Origin of the sequence: Amycolatopsis magusensis, assembly GCF_017875555.1 — a bacterium.
Lineage (GTDB): Bacteria > Actinomycetota > Actinomycetes > Mycobacteriales > Pseudonocardiaceae > Amycolatopsis > Amycolatopsis magusensis.
Genome location: NZ_JAGGMS010000001.1, coordinates 7,745,174 through 7,759,548, shown reverse-complemented (window position 1 = coordinate 7,759,548; position 14,375 = coordinate 7,745,174). Strand labels below are relative to the sequence as shown.

At 68.7% G+C, this 14,375-nt stretch carries 17 protein-coding genes; 8 read left to right on the top strand and 9 right to left on the bottom strand.

Going from position 1 to position 14,375, the window contains the following annotated elements:
• Window positions 1–144: 144 nt before the first annotated feature.
• Window positions 145–486 carry a darcynin family protein gene (locus tag JOM49_RS34595; RefSeq protein ID WP_209671959.1) on the top strand — a complete coding sequence of 114 codons (342 nt, stop codon included), beginning with the start codon at window positions 145–147 and terminating at the stop codon, window positions 484–486.
• On the opposite strand, the gene JOM49_RS43465 is transcribed toward JOM49_RS34595, so the two are convergent.
• From JOM49_RS43465 to JOM49_RS34570, 5 genes are read right to left on the bottom strand one after another with little or no spacing between them, the layout of a single operon-like run.
• Window positions 376–1,893 (bottom strand): aKG-HExxH-type peptide beta-hydroxylase, encoded by a 1,518-nt coding sequence (locus JOM49_RS43465; protein ID WP_209668355.1) that lies wholly within the window; start codon window positions 1,891–1,893, stop codon window positions 376–378. The two genes, JOM49_RS34595 and JOM49_RS43465, sit on opposite strands and share 111 nt — an antisense overlap.
• Before the next feature lie 12 nt (window positions 1,894–1,905).
• Window positions 1,906–2,190, bottom strand: a complete 285-nt coding sequence (locus JOM49_RS34585; protein WP_209668354.1) for a lasso peptide biosynthesis PqqD family chaperone — start codon at window positions 2,188–2,190, stop codon at window positions 1,906–1,908.
• Window positions 2,123–2,767, bottom strand: coding sequence for a lasso peptide biosynthesis B2 protein (locus JOM49_RS34580; protein ID WP_209668353.1), 645 nt, complete (start codon window positions 2,765–2,767; stop codon window positions 2,123–2,125). The genes JOM49_RS34585 and JOM49_RS34580 overlap by 68 nt, the downstream gene beginning before the upstream one ends.
• Window positions 2,695–4,515 carry an asparagine synthase-related protein gene (locus JOM49_RS34575; RefSeq protein ID WP_209668352.1) on the bottom strand — a complete coding sequence of 607 codons (1,821 nt, stop codon included), beginning with the start codon at window positions 4,513–4,515 and terminating at the stop codon, window positions 2,695–2,697. The genes JOM49_RS34580 and JOM49_RS34575 overlap by 73 nt, the downstream gene beginning before the upstream one ends.
• 38 nt (window positions 4,516–4,553) lie before the next feature.
• Window positions 4,554–4,739, bottom strand: a complete 186-nt coding sequence (locus JOM49_RS34570; protein WP_209668351.1) for a hypothetical protein — start codon at window positions 4,737–4,739, stop codon at window positions 4,554–4,556.
• 632 nt (window positions 4,740–5,371) lie between these two features.
• Between JOM49_RS34570 and JOM49_RS34565 the strand changes: the two genes are divergently transcribed.
• Complete coding sequence (locus JOM49_RS34565; protein ID WP_209668350.1) at window positions 5,372–5,602, top strand: hypothetical protein; 231 nt, start codon at window positions 5,372–5,374, stop codon at window positions 5,600–5,602.
• A 772-nt stretch (window positions 5,603–6,374) separates the two neighbouring features.
• Here JOM49_RS34565 and JOM49_RS34560 read toward each other — a convergent pair.
• Window positions 6,375–6,881, bottom strand: a complete 507-nt coding sequence (locus JOM49_RS34560) for a DUF3291 domain-containing protein (RefSeq protein ID WP_209668349.1) — start codon at window positions 6,879–6,881, stop codon at window positions 6,375–6,377.
• Between the two features lie 32 nt (window positions 6,882–6,913).
• Entirely contained in the window at window positions 6,914–7,573 is a 660-nt protein-coding gene (locus JOM49_RS34555; RefSeq protein WP_209668348.1) for a helix-turn-helix transcriptional regulator, read from the bottom strand.
• Between the two features lie 1,047 nt (window positions 7,574–8,620).
• Here JOM49_RS34555 and JOM49_RS34550 point away from each other — a divergent pair.
• Genes JOM49_RS34550 through JOM49_RS34535 form a run of 4 tightly spaced genes read left to right on the top strand, consistent with a single transcriptional unit; the run spans window position 8,621 to window position 11,734 of the window.
• Window positions 8,621–9,154, top strand: coding sequence for an EF-hand domain-containing protein (locus JOM49_RS34550; protein ID WP_209668347.1), 534 nt, complete (start codon window positions 8,621–8,623; stop codon window positions 9,152–9,154).
• Window positions 9,155–9,159: 5 nt separating this feature from the next.
• The gene (locus JOM49_RS34545) at window positions 9,160–10,221 is read left to right on the top strand and encodes an isocitrate/isopropylmalate family dehydrogenase (protein ID WP_209668346.1); all 1,062 of its coding nucleotides are present in this window, start codon (window positions 9,160–9,162) and stop codon (window positions 10,219–10,221) included.
• The gene (locus JOM49_RS34540) at window positions 10,218–10,874 is read left to right on the top strand and encodes a cysteine hydrolase family protein (protein ID WP_209668345.1); all 657 of its coding nucleotides are present in this window, start codon (window positions 10,218–10,220) and stop codon (window positions 10,872–10,874) included. Before JOM49_RS34545 ends, JOM49_RS34540 begins: the two co-directional genes overlap by 4 nt.
• Window positions 10,823–11,734 (top strand): class I SAM-dependent methyltransferase, encoded by a 912-nt coding sequence (locus tag JOM49_RS34535; protein ID WP_308158968.1) that lies wholly within the window; start codon window positions 10,823–10,825, stop codon window positions 11,732–11,734. The genes JOM49_RS34540 and JOM49_RS34535 overlap by 52 nt, the downstream gene beginning before the upstream one ends.
• A 188-nt stretch (window positions 11,735–11,922) precedes the next feature.
• Here JOM49_RS34535 and JOM49_RS34530 read toward each other — a convergent pair whose 3' ends face one another.
• Window positions 11,923–12,303 (bottom strand): nuclear transport factor 2 family protein, encoded by a 381-nt coding sequence (locus tag JOM49_RS34530; protein WP_209668344.1) that lies wholly within the window; start codon window positions 12,301–12,303, stop codon window positions 11,923–11,925.
• Window positions 12,304–12,385: 82 nt separating this feature from the next.
• Here JOM49_RS34530 and JOM49_RS34525 point away from each other — a divergent pair, with 82 nt between their 5' ends.
• The gene (locus JOM49_RS34525; protein WP_308158967.1) at window positions 12,386–13,030 is read left to right on the top strand and encodes a winged helix-turn-helix transcriptional regulator; all 645 of its coding nucleotides are present in this window, start codon (window positions 12,386–12,388) and stop codon (window positions 13,028–13,030) included.
• A complete protein-coding gene (locus JOM49_RS34520; protein ID WP_209668343.1) occupies window positions 13,023–13,361 on the top strand; it encodes a hypothetical protein in 339 nt (112 codons plus the stop codon). Before JOM49_RS34525 ends, JOM49_RS34520 begins: the two co-directional genes overlap by 8 nt.
• Window positions 13,362–13,390: 29 nt before the next feature.
• Here JOM49_RS34520 and JOM49_RS44445 read toward each other — a convergent pair whose 3' ends face one another.
• A complete protein-coding gene (locus JOM49_RS44445) occupies window positions 13,391–14,353 on the bottom strand; it encodes a serine hydrolase (RefSeq protein ID WP_372444233.1) in 963 nt (320 codons plus the stop codon).
• Window positions 14,354–14,375 lie beyond the last annotated feature (22 nt).

Here is a 14,375-nt window from a genome sequence, read left to right as displayed (position 1 = left end):
AGCAGATCGTCGACGGCGCGCAGGACAGCCTCGCGCCTGCTCGCTGCACGTCCAGTAACTAGACACCGTGTATCGAAACCCTCTATGGTTTCGATACACGGTGAACCGAAACCTTAACGGGAACCCGACCGGCCCAGTCGAGGAATCCTGAGCGGGGCCTGCGCCACCGCATCGTGTGGCCACCATCCAGCACTCTGGGAGGAGATCTTCCACGATGCTTTCCAGTTGGTCGTCGAAGCGTTGCGCGAGACGCCGTTCTGGGATCACTACTTCGAGATCGTCGAAATCCAGGCGAACCGCGATTCACCACCGGCGCTTGAATGCCAAGGCCGCCGGGTGCGGCCGCGGCGGCTCACCGGGTGTCCGGCACCTGTCTCAGCTGAGGATTTCCACGGCGATCCGGTTGCTGGAGTCGTCGATCATCTTCCGCAGCGTCTGGTGCACGTCGTCGCCGCCCGCCGGGATGAGGCGATAGCCGTCCTGTGAGAGGTTCCGCAGGGAATCGGCGATCACGGTCCGCATTTCGACGAATCCGGTTTCGCTGCCGTGCCGTGGCAGACGGGAGATCCGTTGCTCGAACTGCGTCCTCGCCTGCTCGCTCCCGGCGATCACGAGTATCGCCTGTACGGCCGCGATCTCGTCGGCCATCAGCAGGGACAGCTTCCCGGTGAACTCGGCCGGCAGGCTCCGGGCCGCCACCGTCCTTGCTTCGCCGAGGTAGCGGTCCATCAGCAGGTGCAGGTCGGCGCCCTTCGGAGGCGGGCACGGGTCGTGGGCCTCCAGGGTGGCTTGCAGCCAGTCGATCAGGAGCCGGCCCGCCGGGCCCAGTTCGTCCCAGCAGGACTCGCGGAGCCCTTCGGCGAGGAAGTGCGCCCGTTCCGCGGCCGTGCGCGCGGTCACCATCCGTGGTTGCGCGTCACTCAGGCTGCCGAATTCCTCCGCCAGTTCCGCCTCCCGTTCCTCCGCCGCGCTTCCCAGCACCGCGAGGTGGACGTAGACGTGCACGGCCGAGAGTGCCCGGAAGGTGTCCCAGGCGTTTTCCCGCCCACTTCCCGGTGATCGCCACGGCACCACCACAGACGGCTGCGGCCCCAGGTCTTCCGCGGCGAAGTCCCGCGCGAGCAGGGTGTGGCCGTGCCGGAAGTCGTAGAGCTTCTGGTGCACGGACTCGTGGAGCAAGCACTCCGCCGCCACCCACGGGTTCCGGAGAGCGGGCTTCCCGAGGAAGATCCCGCCGCCCACCTGGATCAGCGAGGTGGACCGCATGTCGGCCCAGTGCCCGAGCGGGGCGATGACGGCGGCGACGTGGGTGTGACCCAAGGCGCTCCTGGCGAGGTTGGGCATCAGGGTTTCGAGCAGGCGGACCCCTTTCCGCAGCATGCCCACTTCGGCCGGGGCCGGGGCGTCGAGCGGGATCTGGGAGTACCTCGCGAGTACCTCCCTGGTCACTCGCCCGGGAGCGGTTTCGAAGGTGTCCGCCAGCCAGACCCAGCCGTGGTGGTCGTCGGCACCCAGCCGGTTGTCCGCGGTGTCGTCGCCCGCGAGCAGGCATCGCGCATGGCCCTTGTCGAGTTGCTCGATCGATTGGCGGAGCACCTCGTCGTCCTCGTCCGGCATGGTCGCTGGATCCGCCCCGGCCGCTGCCCGCCCGATGTACCGCACGATGACCGACCGCAGGGCGGTGTCCCCGAGCGTCCGGTACCGCTGGCGCGGATCGGCCTGGCCCACCAGGTCGGCCAGTTCGGCGGCGGCGGGAATGCCGTTGCCCATGCGCGCGAGCCAGTGCGCCTGCACCGATTCGAACTTCTCGTGGATGTCCGTGCTGTTCCCGAAGGGGCGGCTTTCCGAGAGCCGCCGATCGAGTTCCGCGACCGGAGTCCGTACCTGTTCCACCTCGATCACTCCTCAGTCCGTCCGCCCGGCGGGCAGGCCCGCGTACCTCGCCAGTTTTGCTTTCTTCAGCGAAGCGACGAGGGAACAGACGTCGTTGCCCGCCTGGATGGGCTCCACCTGGTACCGGTTGGTGAGTTCGACGACGGCTTCTTCTTCGCTCGCCCCTCCGAGCAGCAAGCGGAGTACCAGGCCCGCTGTCTCGTTCAGTTGCCAGTACTGCCCGGACCGCTCATCGAGCAGCGCGAGACCGCCGTCGGTTTCCGCTTGGCTGACGCTGTTTTCCAACTCCAGGGACATGCCTTATCCACCTCTGGGTGAGTTGCCGATCGAGTGCTTTTCCGGTTTTGCCTTCGTGTGTGCCGGCCTCGCCTGCTTCTGGTGGTGGTGGCCTGCTCCCGGCCGGCACCGTGATCAAGGGCTTCACCTCGAGCGTGGTGGCCGGTTCGCCGACCGGGTGGCCGTCCACTTCGACCCAGGCGTGTGCGGAGAAGGGGTTGAGGCGCACGCCGCTCTGCCAGGTGGGCCACGTGCCCCCGATCCGGCAGAGCAGGGCAGTGGCTATCGACCGCGGCACGCAGCCCGCTCCGGCGCACCGGATGCTCGCGCTCACCACCAGTTGCCGAGCCCGCTCGGCGTCGGGGTGGTTGGCGGGCCGGGCACCGCGGGCGCAGAACCGGAGGACCCGGCGGATCGTCCGGGGCCGCGTTCTGCCGATGAGGTGGGCGATGGCGATCACGGTTTTCACCGGCACGGCGCGATACCACGGCAGACGATCGCGTGCGTGCAGGGAGACGGGAAGGCTCACGAGTTCACCTCCGACACCGCGCGGGCCACCGGTGAGAACCTGCTTCCGGTGTGGGCGCGAAGCCAGCATTCGAGCAGCAGCGTCGATTCCAGCCGTGCCACGGTGAGGTGTGGCGGCAGCAGGGTGAAGCAGGCGCGGCGAAGCGCGTCGGCGTCGATCAGGCCGAGCTTGGCCAGCACGGGCTGGTCCACCAGGTCCTCGAGTTCGTCACGCCGGGCGAACAAGCCGGCCCGGACATCTGCCCCGTACTCGCCTTTCGTGCTGCGGCCGAGCAGGCCGTCCGGGACGATGCCCCGCATCGCCCCGGCGAGTAGCGGCTTGTAGGTGGCCGGATCGGCGCGCTCGTGCAGTCGTACGGCCAGCGCCGCTTCCAGCACCTTGTCGTCGTAGAACGGGAAGCTCATCGGCACGCCATGGGCGGCGGTGATCTCGGCCAGGTGCCGGTCCAGTCTGGCGCCCGCGCGGATCGTCCAGAGCACGCTGTGCTGCGCGCGTTCCGGCGCGAGGGGCGACGCCCGGCCCGCTTCGCCGCGCAGGCGGCGAGCCAACCTGTCGACGGCTTCGGGCAGGACCCAGGGCGGCAGCTGCGGCGGCGCCTGCCAGCCCAGCTGCGCTTCCTTGTCGTGGGAGGATCGCGGGGAGAGGTCGGCCGCCGAGTCGGCCAGCCACTGGCCGAAGCTGCGGTTGTCCGCGAGTGCCCGGATGGTCGAGCGCCAGTGCCACCGGTTCTGCGCGAGATACCCCCGGGTGTGCCGGAGCCCGGTGAGCGGCGACCCGCGCACGATCGTGTGCATGAACGAGGGACGGCCCTGGAGGATCTGGTCGCCTCCCTCGCCCGACATGTGCACGCGCGAACCGCGCTCCCGCAACCATCGCGCGACCACTTCGTACTCGGCTCGCACGCGGCCGGTGAGGACCGGTTCGTCCATGTCCTCGCCCGCTCGCGCGAGCCCCGCGTAGAAACCGGGCAGCTCGTCCGGGTGGACGAACAGGTGCTCATCGCTGTCGAGCTGCGCGGCGGCTTCCCTGGCCCAGGTTCCGTCGTCGTTCGCCGGGTCGGTGCTCAGCCTCGTCAGGGTCACCAATCTCGCCGGACCCCGCTCGGCGCAGAAGCACAACGACGTCGAGTCCATTCCCCCGGACAGGTCGGCGCTGACGATGCCGCCGTACTGGGTCCGCACGGACACCGCGTCGCTGAGGGCTTCGGCCATCAGCGGTACCCCGTCCCGCAGCGCCAGCACCGGATCGGGCGGAGTCCACCTGCGGTTCACCTTGGCGCGGCCGTCCTGGTCCAGCACGAGGTAACTGTCTTCGGGAACGGAGTGGACACCCCGCCAGACGGACTGATCGGCCAGCGGATAGGGAACTCCCGGCGCCATCAATTGGGCCGCGAGCAACTCTTCGTCCGGCGCGGCGTCGACGAGTTCGGCCAGCACGTCCGAGCGCGTGCAGCCGAGTGTGGTTCCCTCGTGCGTGGTGTGGAAAACGCGCCGGAGGCCCGAAAGAGTTCCCTGGGCCCGCACTTTCCCGCCGACCGAAACCAGCAAATGGTAACTGCCCGATATCCGGGCGCCGAGCTGGTCGGCGTCGGCCAGGCCGCGGAAGTCCACCAGCCGGTTCGCGAGGCCGCGCGCACTCGACGACGCTTCGCCGAAGATGGCCACCGAGCAGTCCGGGCCGGCGAACAGCGCCAGGTCGTCGCGCCGCCACCGGCCGAGCAGCCAGGGCCGCCCGGAAGGATGGCGGAGCACGTCCAGTGCGCGGGTGTTGAACGCGGCAGCCGCCGCCAGAGCGGCATCCGTATCCGGAAGGATCAAATACCAGCTCTGACGATGACTGTCCGCTTCGAACCTTGTCACCACGAGCCGCAGTTGCTGTGCTGTGCGGGCCATTCGAAGAAGTTGAATCCGCAACCAGTAGTCAGGTACGCGTATCCGCCCACATTGCACATCATCGGGGCTTCGTACTTGGCCAGCGCGGGCGGCTCGTAGTCCGCCCGGCCCTCCGCGGCCTGAGCAGGCTGCATCGTGTTGTCCTGCATGGGTTTTTACCTTCCGGTTGAGTGTTGCCGTGCCAAAACGGGGCACCTCATGAGTTTCTCCGCGCCGGTCACGTCACTACAAGGTTCGAGCGGGTAAGTCAGCCCAACGAGTGCCGGGGCGGGAACCATGTGAAAAGGGAATTTCCCTTTGGCGGTAACCATTCCGCGTTCCCCCGGTGGAGGCAGGGCGAAAGGGCGCCGGTTCGCTCACCTGACCGGTGGCTTCGCCGTCCGGCGCCGCACACCGGATTCCAGGGGGCGTATTCGAGATCCAGCCCGTCCGGTCGCGATTTCCGTGGTCGGCGTCCGTCGCGGGGAACGGCAACGCATTGTGTCCGGCGACCGGTTCCGGCCCAGTCGGCCCGCCTGCCGGATCATGGTCGTCACACAGTGTCACCGTCTCGCGGGTCGCCGGAACGACCGAAGGTCATGGTTTCCCCTGCTCCTTTATCCCTTGGGGACTCGACCTTTCAGGTGCCGCGGTCACGCTCAGGCACCGCCGGTGCGATTTTGGCCCCGCCACCGGTGTTCGCTTTCGATACCGCAAAGGAGCCCGGCCGATCGCTGCGGCCGCGGCCTGGCGGACGGCTTCGACGATCCGGCCTGGTGGGGTGTCCTTGAGAAGGAAACCGGTGGCGCCCGAACGCAGGGCGCGAAGCAAGTTCTCGTCGCTGTCGAAGGTGGTCAGCACCATGACCTCGGCCATCCTCGTCGGAGGCCGCTTCTCCGCGTTCCATTCCTGGGGAGATGACGGGTTTGCCGGATCGTCACCCACGACGTCGGTGCTCGACCCCTTCGGCAACGTGCTCGGCGTGACGTACAACCCGCACTACCTCGACGTGCTGGCCCAGGTGCGGGCGTAACCGGGGCACCTGGAACAAGTGACAACTCGATCTTGTCCGTGCGGGCGAATTTCACGCGAAGTGACATAACTGCCGCGACTGGACCTTTGGAATGCTGTGCCGCAGGGCCAAGGAAATGGCCTAGCAAATCCGAGGAAATTTCATGCGTCGAATCAGCGCACCCTGCCCGGCCCAGAGGGTGGCGAATTCAGCGCTGTCGCCGAGGTTCCGATCAGCTGGCGGTCGTCGGAAAGTATTGCGGTGCTCACCCGTAGGACGGCCACGGCGCACGCCGCCGCGGCAGGCCAGTCGGAGTGGGGGTCGAGGAACAACATCCTGGCCAGGTCGGGCCGCTCGGCCGGGTGATCGGGTGCGGACCCGGCAGCCTGCGACCGGTCATCGCCGCCGGATACCCGTTGGCGGAGCTTTCCGCCGCCCAAGGGTCAAGTGAGCTGTAGGGGCCGGTGCTTGCGCCTGTTGTCAGCGAGAATCCAATCACCGGAATGCACCCTTCACTTCAGGGTGAGCCATGACGCCCGCCGCGCACGTCAACCTCACTCGAATGAACGACGCCATCCCAGACGGGTCCTCGGCACCGCGGTGCGCTCGAATCGGAAGGCTGCCGCGTCGGCGTGCGGATATGGCGCAGTGCGGCGAGTGCCTGCGGGTCTCGAGTCATCGGTCGTGGCCGTTCGTGAAGTTCCAGTACCGCTCGAGCAACGGCTTGGAAGTTGATCGCCCCTGCGCCGGCTTTGCGGCTGTGTAATCGGACGGTGCTGGTTGCTGGGTGCTCTCAGCCGGTGGTCTGGACCGTGGTCGTGGCATCGGCGGCCATGACCACGAGGCCCGCGTCGGCAGCGCTGTATTTGTCCTTGAATCCGAAGGCGCTGGGGGAGGGCCCGCACGCGCGCAGCAGTTGCAGCCGCTCGACCGCCTCGTCGACAGTGGGTATGTGGCCGGCCGGAATCCACCACATCACCTGGAACGCCGTCTTCGGCAGCTCGAACCACTCGGCGCGGCGCCGGAGCACGTCCAGGTGGCCGCTGCGGTAGACGTAGTCCCACAGGCTGTCGCGGCTCTCCCAGACCGACATGTTCACGATGACGTCCGCGCCGAGCGAGGTCCGGACCTCGGTGGCGTCGTTGCCTTCGTCACCGACCAGCCGCCACACGAACCCGGGCGCCCGGTCGGCGACGGCGTTCAGGGTGTCCAGCATCGAGGTGAAGCCGTGCGTGCGCGGGTCGTCCAGAGGGTGTTTCAGGGTGCCCACGTTGAGTTGGGCGAGGTGGTGTCCGGTCATGCCACTCACCTCACCACCCCTGTCTCTCTAAGTCAATCATCACTATTTTTAGAAGCGGCGACGGCGACGCAACACATCGAGGGCTGCGGGTCCAGATAGGCCCGCAGCCCCTCGACTCCCTCGATGAGACCTTCCAGCAGGGCCAGGTTCATGCCGCAGATCAGTGCGGGATGCTGCTCCGAAAGGACGTGAAACGGGCAGTTGACGAGGCGAAGGACGGCGCCGTCCGCGTCCGTGCGCGGCACATAGCCGCGCGCGGACAGAACTGCCCGCACCGCGTCGAGGTCCTCGATCGGTCCAGCGGCGGCCCGCACGGCTCGTCCCTCCCGCGCGGCGGCGGCCCGCAACTCGACATCCAGCCGGGCGCCGTCCGCCACCTCGGCCAGCAGGTCGGCGGCGGTGCGGTAGTCCCGCGCCGGAACCGACACGTGTCGCTCGGCACCGGACCGGCGATAGAGCTTGGCCGGGCGACCGGCACCCGGACCCGAACGCCCGGTGAGCCGCCGACTCCCGGTGACGAGCAACCCGGCGTCCACAAGCTTGTCGAGGTGGAACGCGGCCAGCGTGCGCTGGATCCCGGCGCCCTCGGCCGCCTCGTTCCGGCTCACCTCGTGGTCCTGGGCGACCACGTACTCATACAGCCGCCGCCGGACCGGATCCTGCAGCACCGCGATCGCCTCGATGTCCTCCATCCCACCAGTCTAAGAACAACGCGGGTGGTCGATAGAGGCCCAGCTCCGGCTGCTGCGAGAGGTGGGCCAGCTTGGCGACGACGTCCATGCGGTGCAGCCAGCCGGACACTGTCTCGTAGCGTGTGAGCCCATCAAGGCGGGAGCGGGCTGCGACCGGCCAGGCTGGCCCGTGGTTCTACGGTGGTCGGCTCACCGGCCAACATGCCGCCTGAGCAAGTGCAGGGGGAGAGGGTGCCGCAGGCGAGCGATGTGTTCTCCCTCGGCGAAGGCCGGCGTAATGGGATTGGCTGCGGTGTCATGCACTTGCGACGGCTGCTGCGCGAGGATTGCTGGAATCCGGGCGTCAGCCGGGAGGACACAACGGATTTTGGTGGGGCGTCGGTCCCATCGCGGTATGCCGAGTCGGCGGCACGCGCGGTCACGACTGGTGTTCGAGGGCCGCCCGGAGTTCGTCGTAGGTCGGGGCGAGTGCGACGAGATAGTGGTCGGCCCGATGGGCCCGGTCTTGCCAGGCTGGTACCGCGGGTGTCCCAGTTCGACCGGGCCGATCATGACCGGACCGTTGGCCAGGCATGACGCGAGACGGTCGAGCGCGGCACCGGCGTCATCCTCGTTGGCGGTGTCCGCGGTCCAGCCGAGGACGGCCAGCGCATCGCCGATGGTAGGGAGGTCGCGCTGCCCTGCGGATCGTGTTGCCCGTGCGCTTGAGCGCAACTCGCCCAAATGCGAATTTCCTGTTGTCACGGTGGGTTCGTGGAGAGTTCGCCTCGGGGCGGTTGAGTGCCGGTCGGGGGGATGCGCGGCCGCGGTGGTGAGACCGAGAGTGTGCCGTGGCCCGGGCCGCACCGGGCCGTTCTCCCGACCAGCCGAACGCGGTACTCATTTGTCGTAATGCGGGCGGACCTGCGTGAGTTCACCCTTTCCAGTGATGCCCGTTTCCGCCATGGGCAGGAGGTGCCCCGTCTGGCATAGTGAGGCCGTATTCACCGGCCGCTATTCAAGCGGATTTCGCCTGCTCGTCCAGGCTGCGAAGAAAGGCACCAATCAATGCGCGCGGAAGCGATCGACCGGGTCCAGCTCGTTTTCAACCTTTTCGACGCCGACGGCTCGGGCTACCTCAGCGCCGAGGACTTCGAAATCATGGCCGAGCGCGTGGTGCAGGCCGCGAGCGGTTCCGGTACCGCGAGCAAGGAGGCCATGCGGGCGGCGTTCCGGCGGTACTGGGCCACTCTCGCCCTTGAATTGGACGTCAACCAGGACAACAGAATCACCTTCGAGGAGTACTCCGCGTGCGTGCTGTCGCCGGAGAGGTTCGAGGCCACCATCGAGGACTTCGCGGTTTCGCTCGCCGCGCTGGGAGACCCGGACGGCGACGGGCTCATCGAACGGCCCGTTTTCCTCGCGCTGATGACGGCCATCGGTTTCGAGCGTGCGAACATCGAAGCGCTTTTCGACGCTTTCGGCCCCAATGCCCAGGACGAGATCACCGTGGCCGCATGGGTCCAGGGAATCGAGGACTACTACCGCGCGGACAAAGCCGGTATCGCCGGTGATCGGCTCGTGGGGCAGGCCGGGGCTTGACCGTTATGCCGAATCCGGTTGTGGGGCTCGCGGTCGGCCGCGGAACGGGTCCTGAATTGGCGGAGGTGTTCGAACGGGTGCTCCGCCGCCTCGGCGAACTGCACGCGGTCGAGTTCGACGTCGTGCGCTCGCCCCGGGCCTACCACTCCTACGTCTCGCTGCGCGCCGAGAGCGTCGAGCGGATCCGCCGCCACACCCAGGAGGACGCCGAGCACTACGAGCACTTCTGCCGCACGCTGGCGGCCCGCGGCACCGAGGCGGTGTTCCGCACGGCGATCAACGCGCAGTCGCTGTACCTGGTGCGCCAGCGGTTGCGGGCGGTGAAGGTCGACCTGATCGACGGCCAGGACAGTTCGCTGCTGCTGGTGCGCGACGAGGCACAGGGCTTCTACACCGGCGAGAACAGCCACACCCCGGGCGTGGTGACCCGCACCATGGAGTTCAGCCGGGAAATCACCGGCGAGATCGTCGCGTTCGCCCTGCGGCGGGCCCGGCGGCACTGGCCGGACGGTGGCGCGGACCAGGTCCTGATGGCCTACAAGTTCCACCTGCTCGACGGCGCGCTCGACGAATGGGTCACGGCGTTGTCCCGGCGGCACGGGGTGGACATCCGGCTGTGCCAGCCGGACACGGTGAACCGCAACCTGATCGAGCAGGGCCTGCCCGCGCGGACGCTGGTCATCGCGAGCAACGAGTGGGCGGACATCATGCACGTGGTGCTGCTGGACAAGCTCGGCGGTGAACGCCAGGAGAACCGCTTCACCGAGAACGCCCACCTGCACCCCGCGGTGTCGGGGCTGGTGGAGTACCAGACCGTGCACGGCTCGGCCGACGACCTGGCAGGCCGCGACACGGTCAACCCGGTGGCGACCGTGCGCGCGGCGGCGGCCATCGCGCAGCGGCACGGCGGCTGCGCGAACGCGGTGCGCACGGTGGAACGCGCCCTCGACACGATCTGGAGCGAGGGTGCCGCCACCGCGGACGCGGGCGGGCAGCACTCGACCACGGCCCTGGTCGAGGCGTTGCTCGACGTGCTGGAGCCGCAGGCCGAGCCGGTGCCGGGGTGAGACCGGGAACGGTGCTCGTCGTGGTGGACCTGCAGAACGACTTCTGCGCGGGCCAGGTCGTCGCCGGGCGGTACGGCGGCGACCTGGCCACACTGCGGACCGTGGCCGCCAACGCGGCCCGCGCCGTCGACACGGCGCGGGCCCACGGCACGGAGGTGGTGTTCGTCCGGTTCCTCGGCGACGTCGAATACCAGCCGCCGAGCTGGCGGCGCCGGGACGCCGCCCGGGGCAAGCCGCCGAAGTGCCTGGAGGGCACCTGGGGAGCGGAGTTCCACGCCGTCTCCCCGGCGCCAGGTGAGCACGTGTTCACCAAGAAGGCGTGCCTCGACGCGTTCCTCGGCGCCGGCTTCGAGCAGCACCTGGCCCGGCGCGGCGCCGAGCACCTCGTGTTCGCCGGGCTCTACGCCGACGTCTGCGTGGACTCCACCGCGCGCACGGCGTTCCAGAAGGGTTACCACATCACGGTTCTGGCCGACTGCACCACCGGATTGCACCTGCGGGACGAGGAAATCCTCCGCTTCATGCGGGTGCTGTACGGCGCTCGCACCACCACCCATGACCGGCCGGAGACCTGGGTACGTCTCGGCGAGATGGAGGAGACGTGGTCAGCACAGAGCCCGCGCACAGCGGTGTCGACGGAGGCGTCGGCCTGACCGCTCTCATGGTCGCCGCGGCCCGTGCCATCGAAACGCGTCGCCCCGACGCCCTCGCGCAGGACGTCTACGCGGAGCATTTTGTGCGTGGCGCGCGAAGTTCGGCGGGCTGGCCAGTGCGGCCGGAGGAGGTGCCGGACGGGGAAGCGAATCCGCTGTGGGGCCGGCTGGGGCGTTATTTCGGGCTGCGCACCAGGGTTCTCGACGATCACCTGCTTCAGTCGACCCGCGCCGGCGCACGTCAGGTGGTCCTGCTCGGGGCGGGACTGGACACGCGCGCCTACCGCCTCGATTGGCCGCCCGGCTGCTCGGTCTTCGAGGTCGACCGGGGCGAGGTCCTCGCGTTCAAGCACGAGGTGCTCGACGGTCTGGGTGCCACGCCGAAGGTGGTGCGCAGGCCGATCGGCGCCGACCTGTGCGCCGATTGGGCCGAAGCCTTGCTCGGCAATGGATTCGATCCGGCCGTGCCGTGCACCTGGTTGGCGGAAGGGGTGCTGCTCTACTTGCCGAACCTCGCGGAGCGCGGCCTCATCGACACGGTGGACCGGTTGTCCGCGGCGGGCGGCACGCTGGCGTACGAGGTCAAGGTCGGCTGGGAACAGCCGGAGGTCCGCGACAATCCCGTGTACTCGTCGACCAAGCAGCAGATCGGCGTGGACCTGCTCGCCCTCTTCGACCGGGAACCACGGCCGGATTCCGCCCAGGACCTGTCAAGCCGGGGCTGGACCACGTCGGTCCACACCCCGTTCGACTTCACCCGGCGTCACGGCCGCGGGCCGCGCCCCGAACCGAACGACGCGCTGGCCAGCAATCGCTGGGTTTTCGCCGGTACTGGCCAGAGGAGCCCGCGACCGGGATGATCGGCGGGTTGGCGATCAACGGCGTTCTCCGCTTCGAGGCCTTCTCCCGCATCATCGGCGGCCCCCCGATCCGCTAGCGCCAGGCAGACCCACGGCCACGTCACAGCACGCTGGTCGACCCGCTCCCAGCCACGCTCCAGCACTTGCTCACCTCGCAGCACCCAAGGATCGGGCGAACCGACCCCGGGTCAGGCGCCGCCCTTGGCGAGGTAGTCGGCGGGGTCGTACAGGATGCACAGTCGCTGGATCTTCCCCTCGGCGAAGGTGAAGAACTCGGTGAGCCGAGAGGTGCCTTCGGGCAGGTGGGCGTCGTAGCACACGGCGGCGCCGTCGGGGTCGTGGACCTCCTGGATCAGGTCGATCTCCTGGATGTTCGCGATGAACCCCCGCACTCCCCGCAGGAACGGAGCGGCCCCCGTCCGTTGCCCGGCGATCGGACCCTCGAAGTGGAGGTCCTCGGCGAGCAATGGTGCCAGGTTCCGGCCGTCCCCGTAGCTCTCGATCCCGCCCGTGAGGATCCGGTAGTACTCCCTGAGCACGGCGGGTGCCCTGTCGCTGACCACAGTCATGGTGCTCTCCCTCGCCTCGGAACGTGGTTGAAAAACTAAACCAGTTGGTAGAGGTTGGCAACCATGCTGCTAGTCTGCCGACGTGCGTTCCTACAACCAGTACTGCTCGATGGCACGCGCTCTCGACCTGGTGGGCGACCGCTGGACCCTGCTGATCGTCCGCGAGCTGCTCACCCAGGGCCCTTGCCGCTTCTCCGATCTGCGCCGCGGGCTGCCCGGCATCGCCAGCAACCTGCTGGCCGACCGCCTCCGCGACCTGGAGAGCACCGGGCTGATCGCCCGCCACGACGAACCGCCGCCGGTCGCCGCCACGCTCATCACGCTCACCGACCGCGGCAGGGACCTCGGGGGCGTGGTCCGCGAGCTGACCCGCTGGGGCGCCCCGCTGATGGCCGCCCCGCCGGACGACGACGCGTTCCGGGTGCACTGGTTCTCGCTGCCGCTGCGCCATCTGTGCACGGACACCACACCCGACGAGCCGGCGAGCGTCGTGCGCCTCGGCGACCTGGGCGACGGCTGCGACATCATCGCCGACCGTGGCCGGATCGACGTACGCCCCTGCTCGACCGAACGCCGGCCCGACGCCAGGATCACCGCGCCGCCGCAGGTGTTCGTCGCACTCTTCACCGGCGCGGTGCCCCTGCGGACGGCCATGACCATGGGACTTGCCGTCGACGGCTCCGTCGCGGCCCTCGAACGCGTGCTACCCGGGAAGATCGATGGCTGACATACCCAACGGCGACCTGCTCGACCGGATCGCGAAGGACTTCACGGACGATCGAGACGTCGCCATGGGAACGATGTTCGGCAGCCCGGGGCTCCGCGTCGGCGGCAAGATCTTCGCCTTCCTCGGACACCGCGGTGAGCTCATCGTGAAGGTCCCCGGCGACCGGGTCGGGGAGCTCATCGCCACCGGACGGGCCGAGCAGGTGGTCATGGGCAACCGGACAATGCGGGAGTGGATCGAGCTCCCCGCCCTGGGAGACCGCACGGCGACGCTCGCCCTCTGGCGAGACGTCGCACGCGAGGCGCACCAGTATGTCGGCTCCCTGCGGTGACCGAATCGATCAGCGGCGGGAGCCGCCGGTCACCCAAGCGATCGTCGCCGCCAGTGGCGGTCAGGGCGTCGTGAGGGCGGAGGGTGCACCAGCGCGGGATCGTAGGTTGACTCCGTAGGCCAGTCCGCGGGCAAGTCCAGTTTCGCATGGATGGCTTCGGCTTCGTCGCCTGAGCGAGGAGTCCTCCAACTCCGAAACCCCTTGGCTGCGGGTTCGAGCACCGCTCGGCCCATCGGTCGTGGTCCACGTGAGAAGACGCGGCCAGGGCGGTCACCGTCGCCAGGTGTGGAGCAGCTGCGCCATGAGGCGGAAGGGGAGAGCTTGCCCGTGCGTGTGGTCGACGGTGCCGGCCAGGTGCAGGTCGAGTTCTGGGCAGTGGAACGACCAGGTCCCGGTGACGCCGGAGTGGCCGATGAGCGTGAGTGGTCGGCGGCCCGCGGACATGAGGCGGCCGACGTCGAAGAACATGGTACCGAGCCCGTAGCGTTGCGGAGCCTGTTCCGCCGCTCGGTGAGCGGTTCCGCCGAGCGGGCGTGGTCGAAGACCTCGCCGGCGAGCAGTGCCCGCTGGAAGGTGAGAGGCTCCCCGGTGGTGCTGACCAGGTCGTTGCTGGATTCGATCATCGAGGTCAGCTCGACTCGACGCTGTCCGGTGTGGAGTGACAAGGGTGCCGTGGTGTCCGTGGCTGACCGGGCTTGTCCGGGGAGCCAGGTGCGGGTGAGGCCGAGCGGGGTGGTGATCCGCTCGGCCAGCAGGCCGGCGAAGGAGCGCCCGGTCACCGCTTCCACGATGCGGATGAGCAATTGGAAGCCGGTGTCGGAGTAGCGGGCTTTCTGCCGGGTGGCCGTCAGGTCCTGTGGCACGAAATGAGGATGTTGCTGCTCTCGGGCGATCCTCAGCACGTCTTCGAAGCTCCACGCCTGATCCCGGCCGGCGCGGAGGTGCTCGTACAGGCTGGGGCCGGAGCGACGCTTCTCGAAGTAGTCGGGCAGGCCGGACGTATGGCTCGCCAGG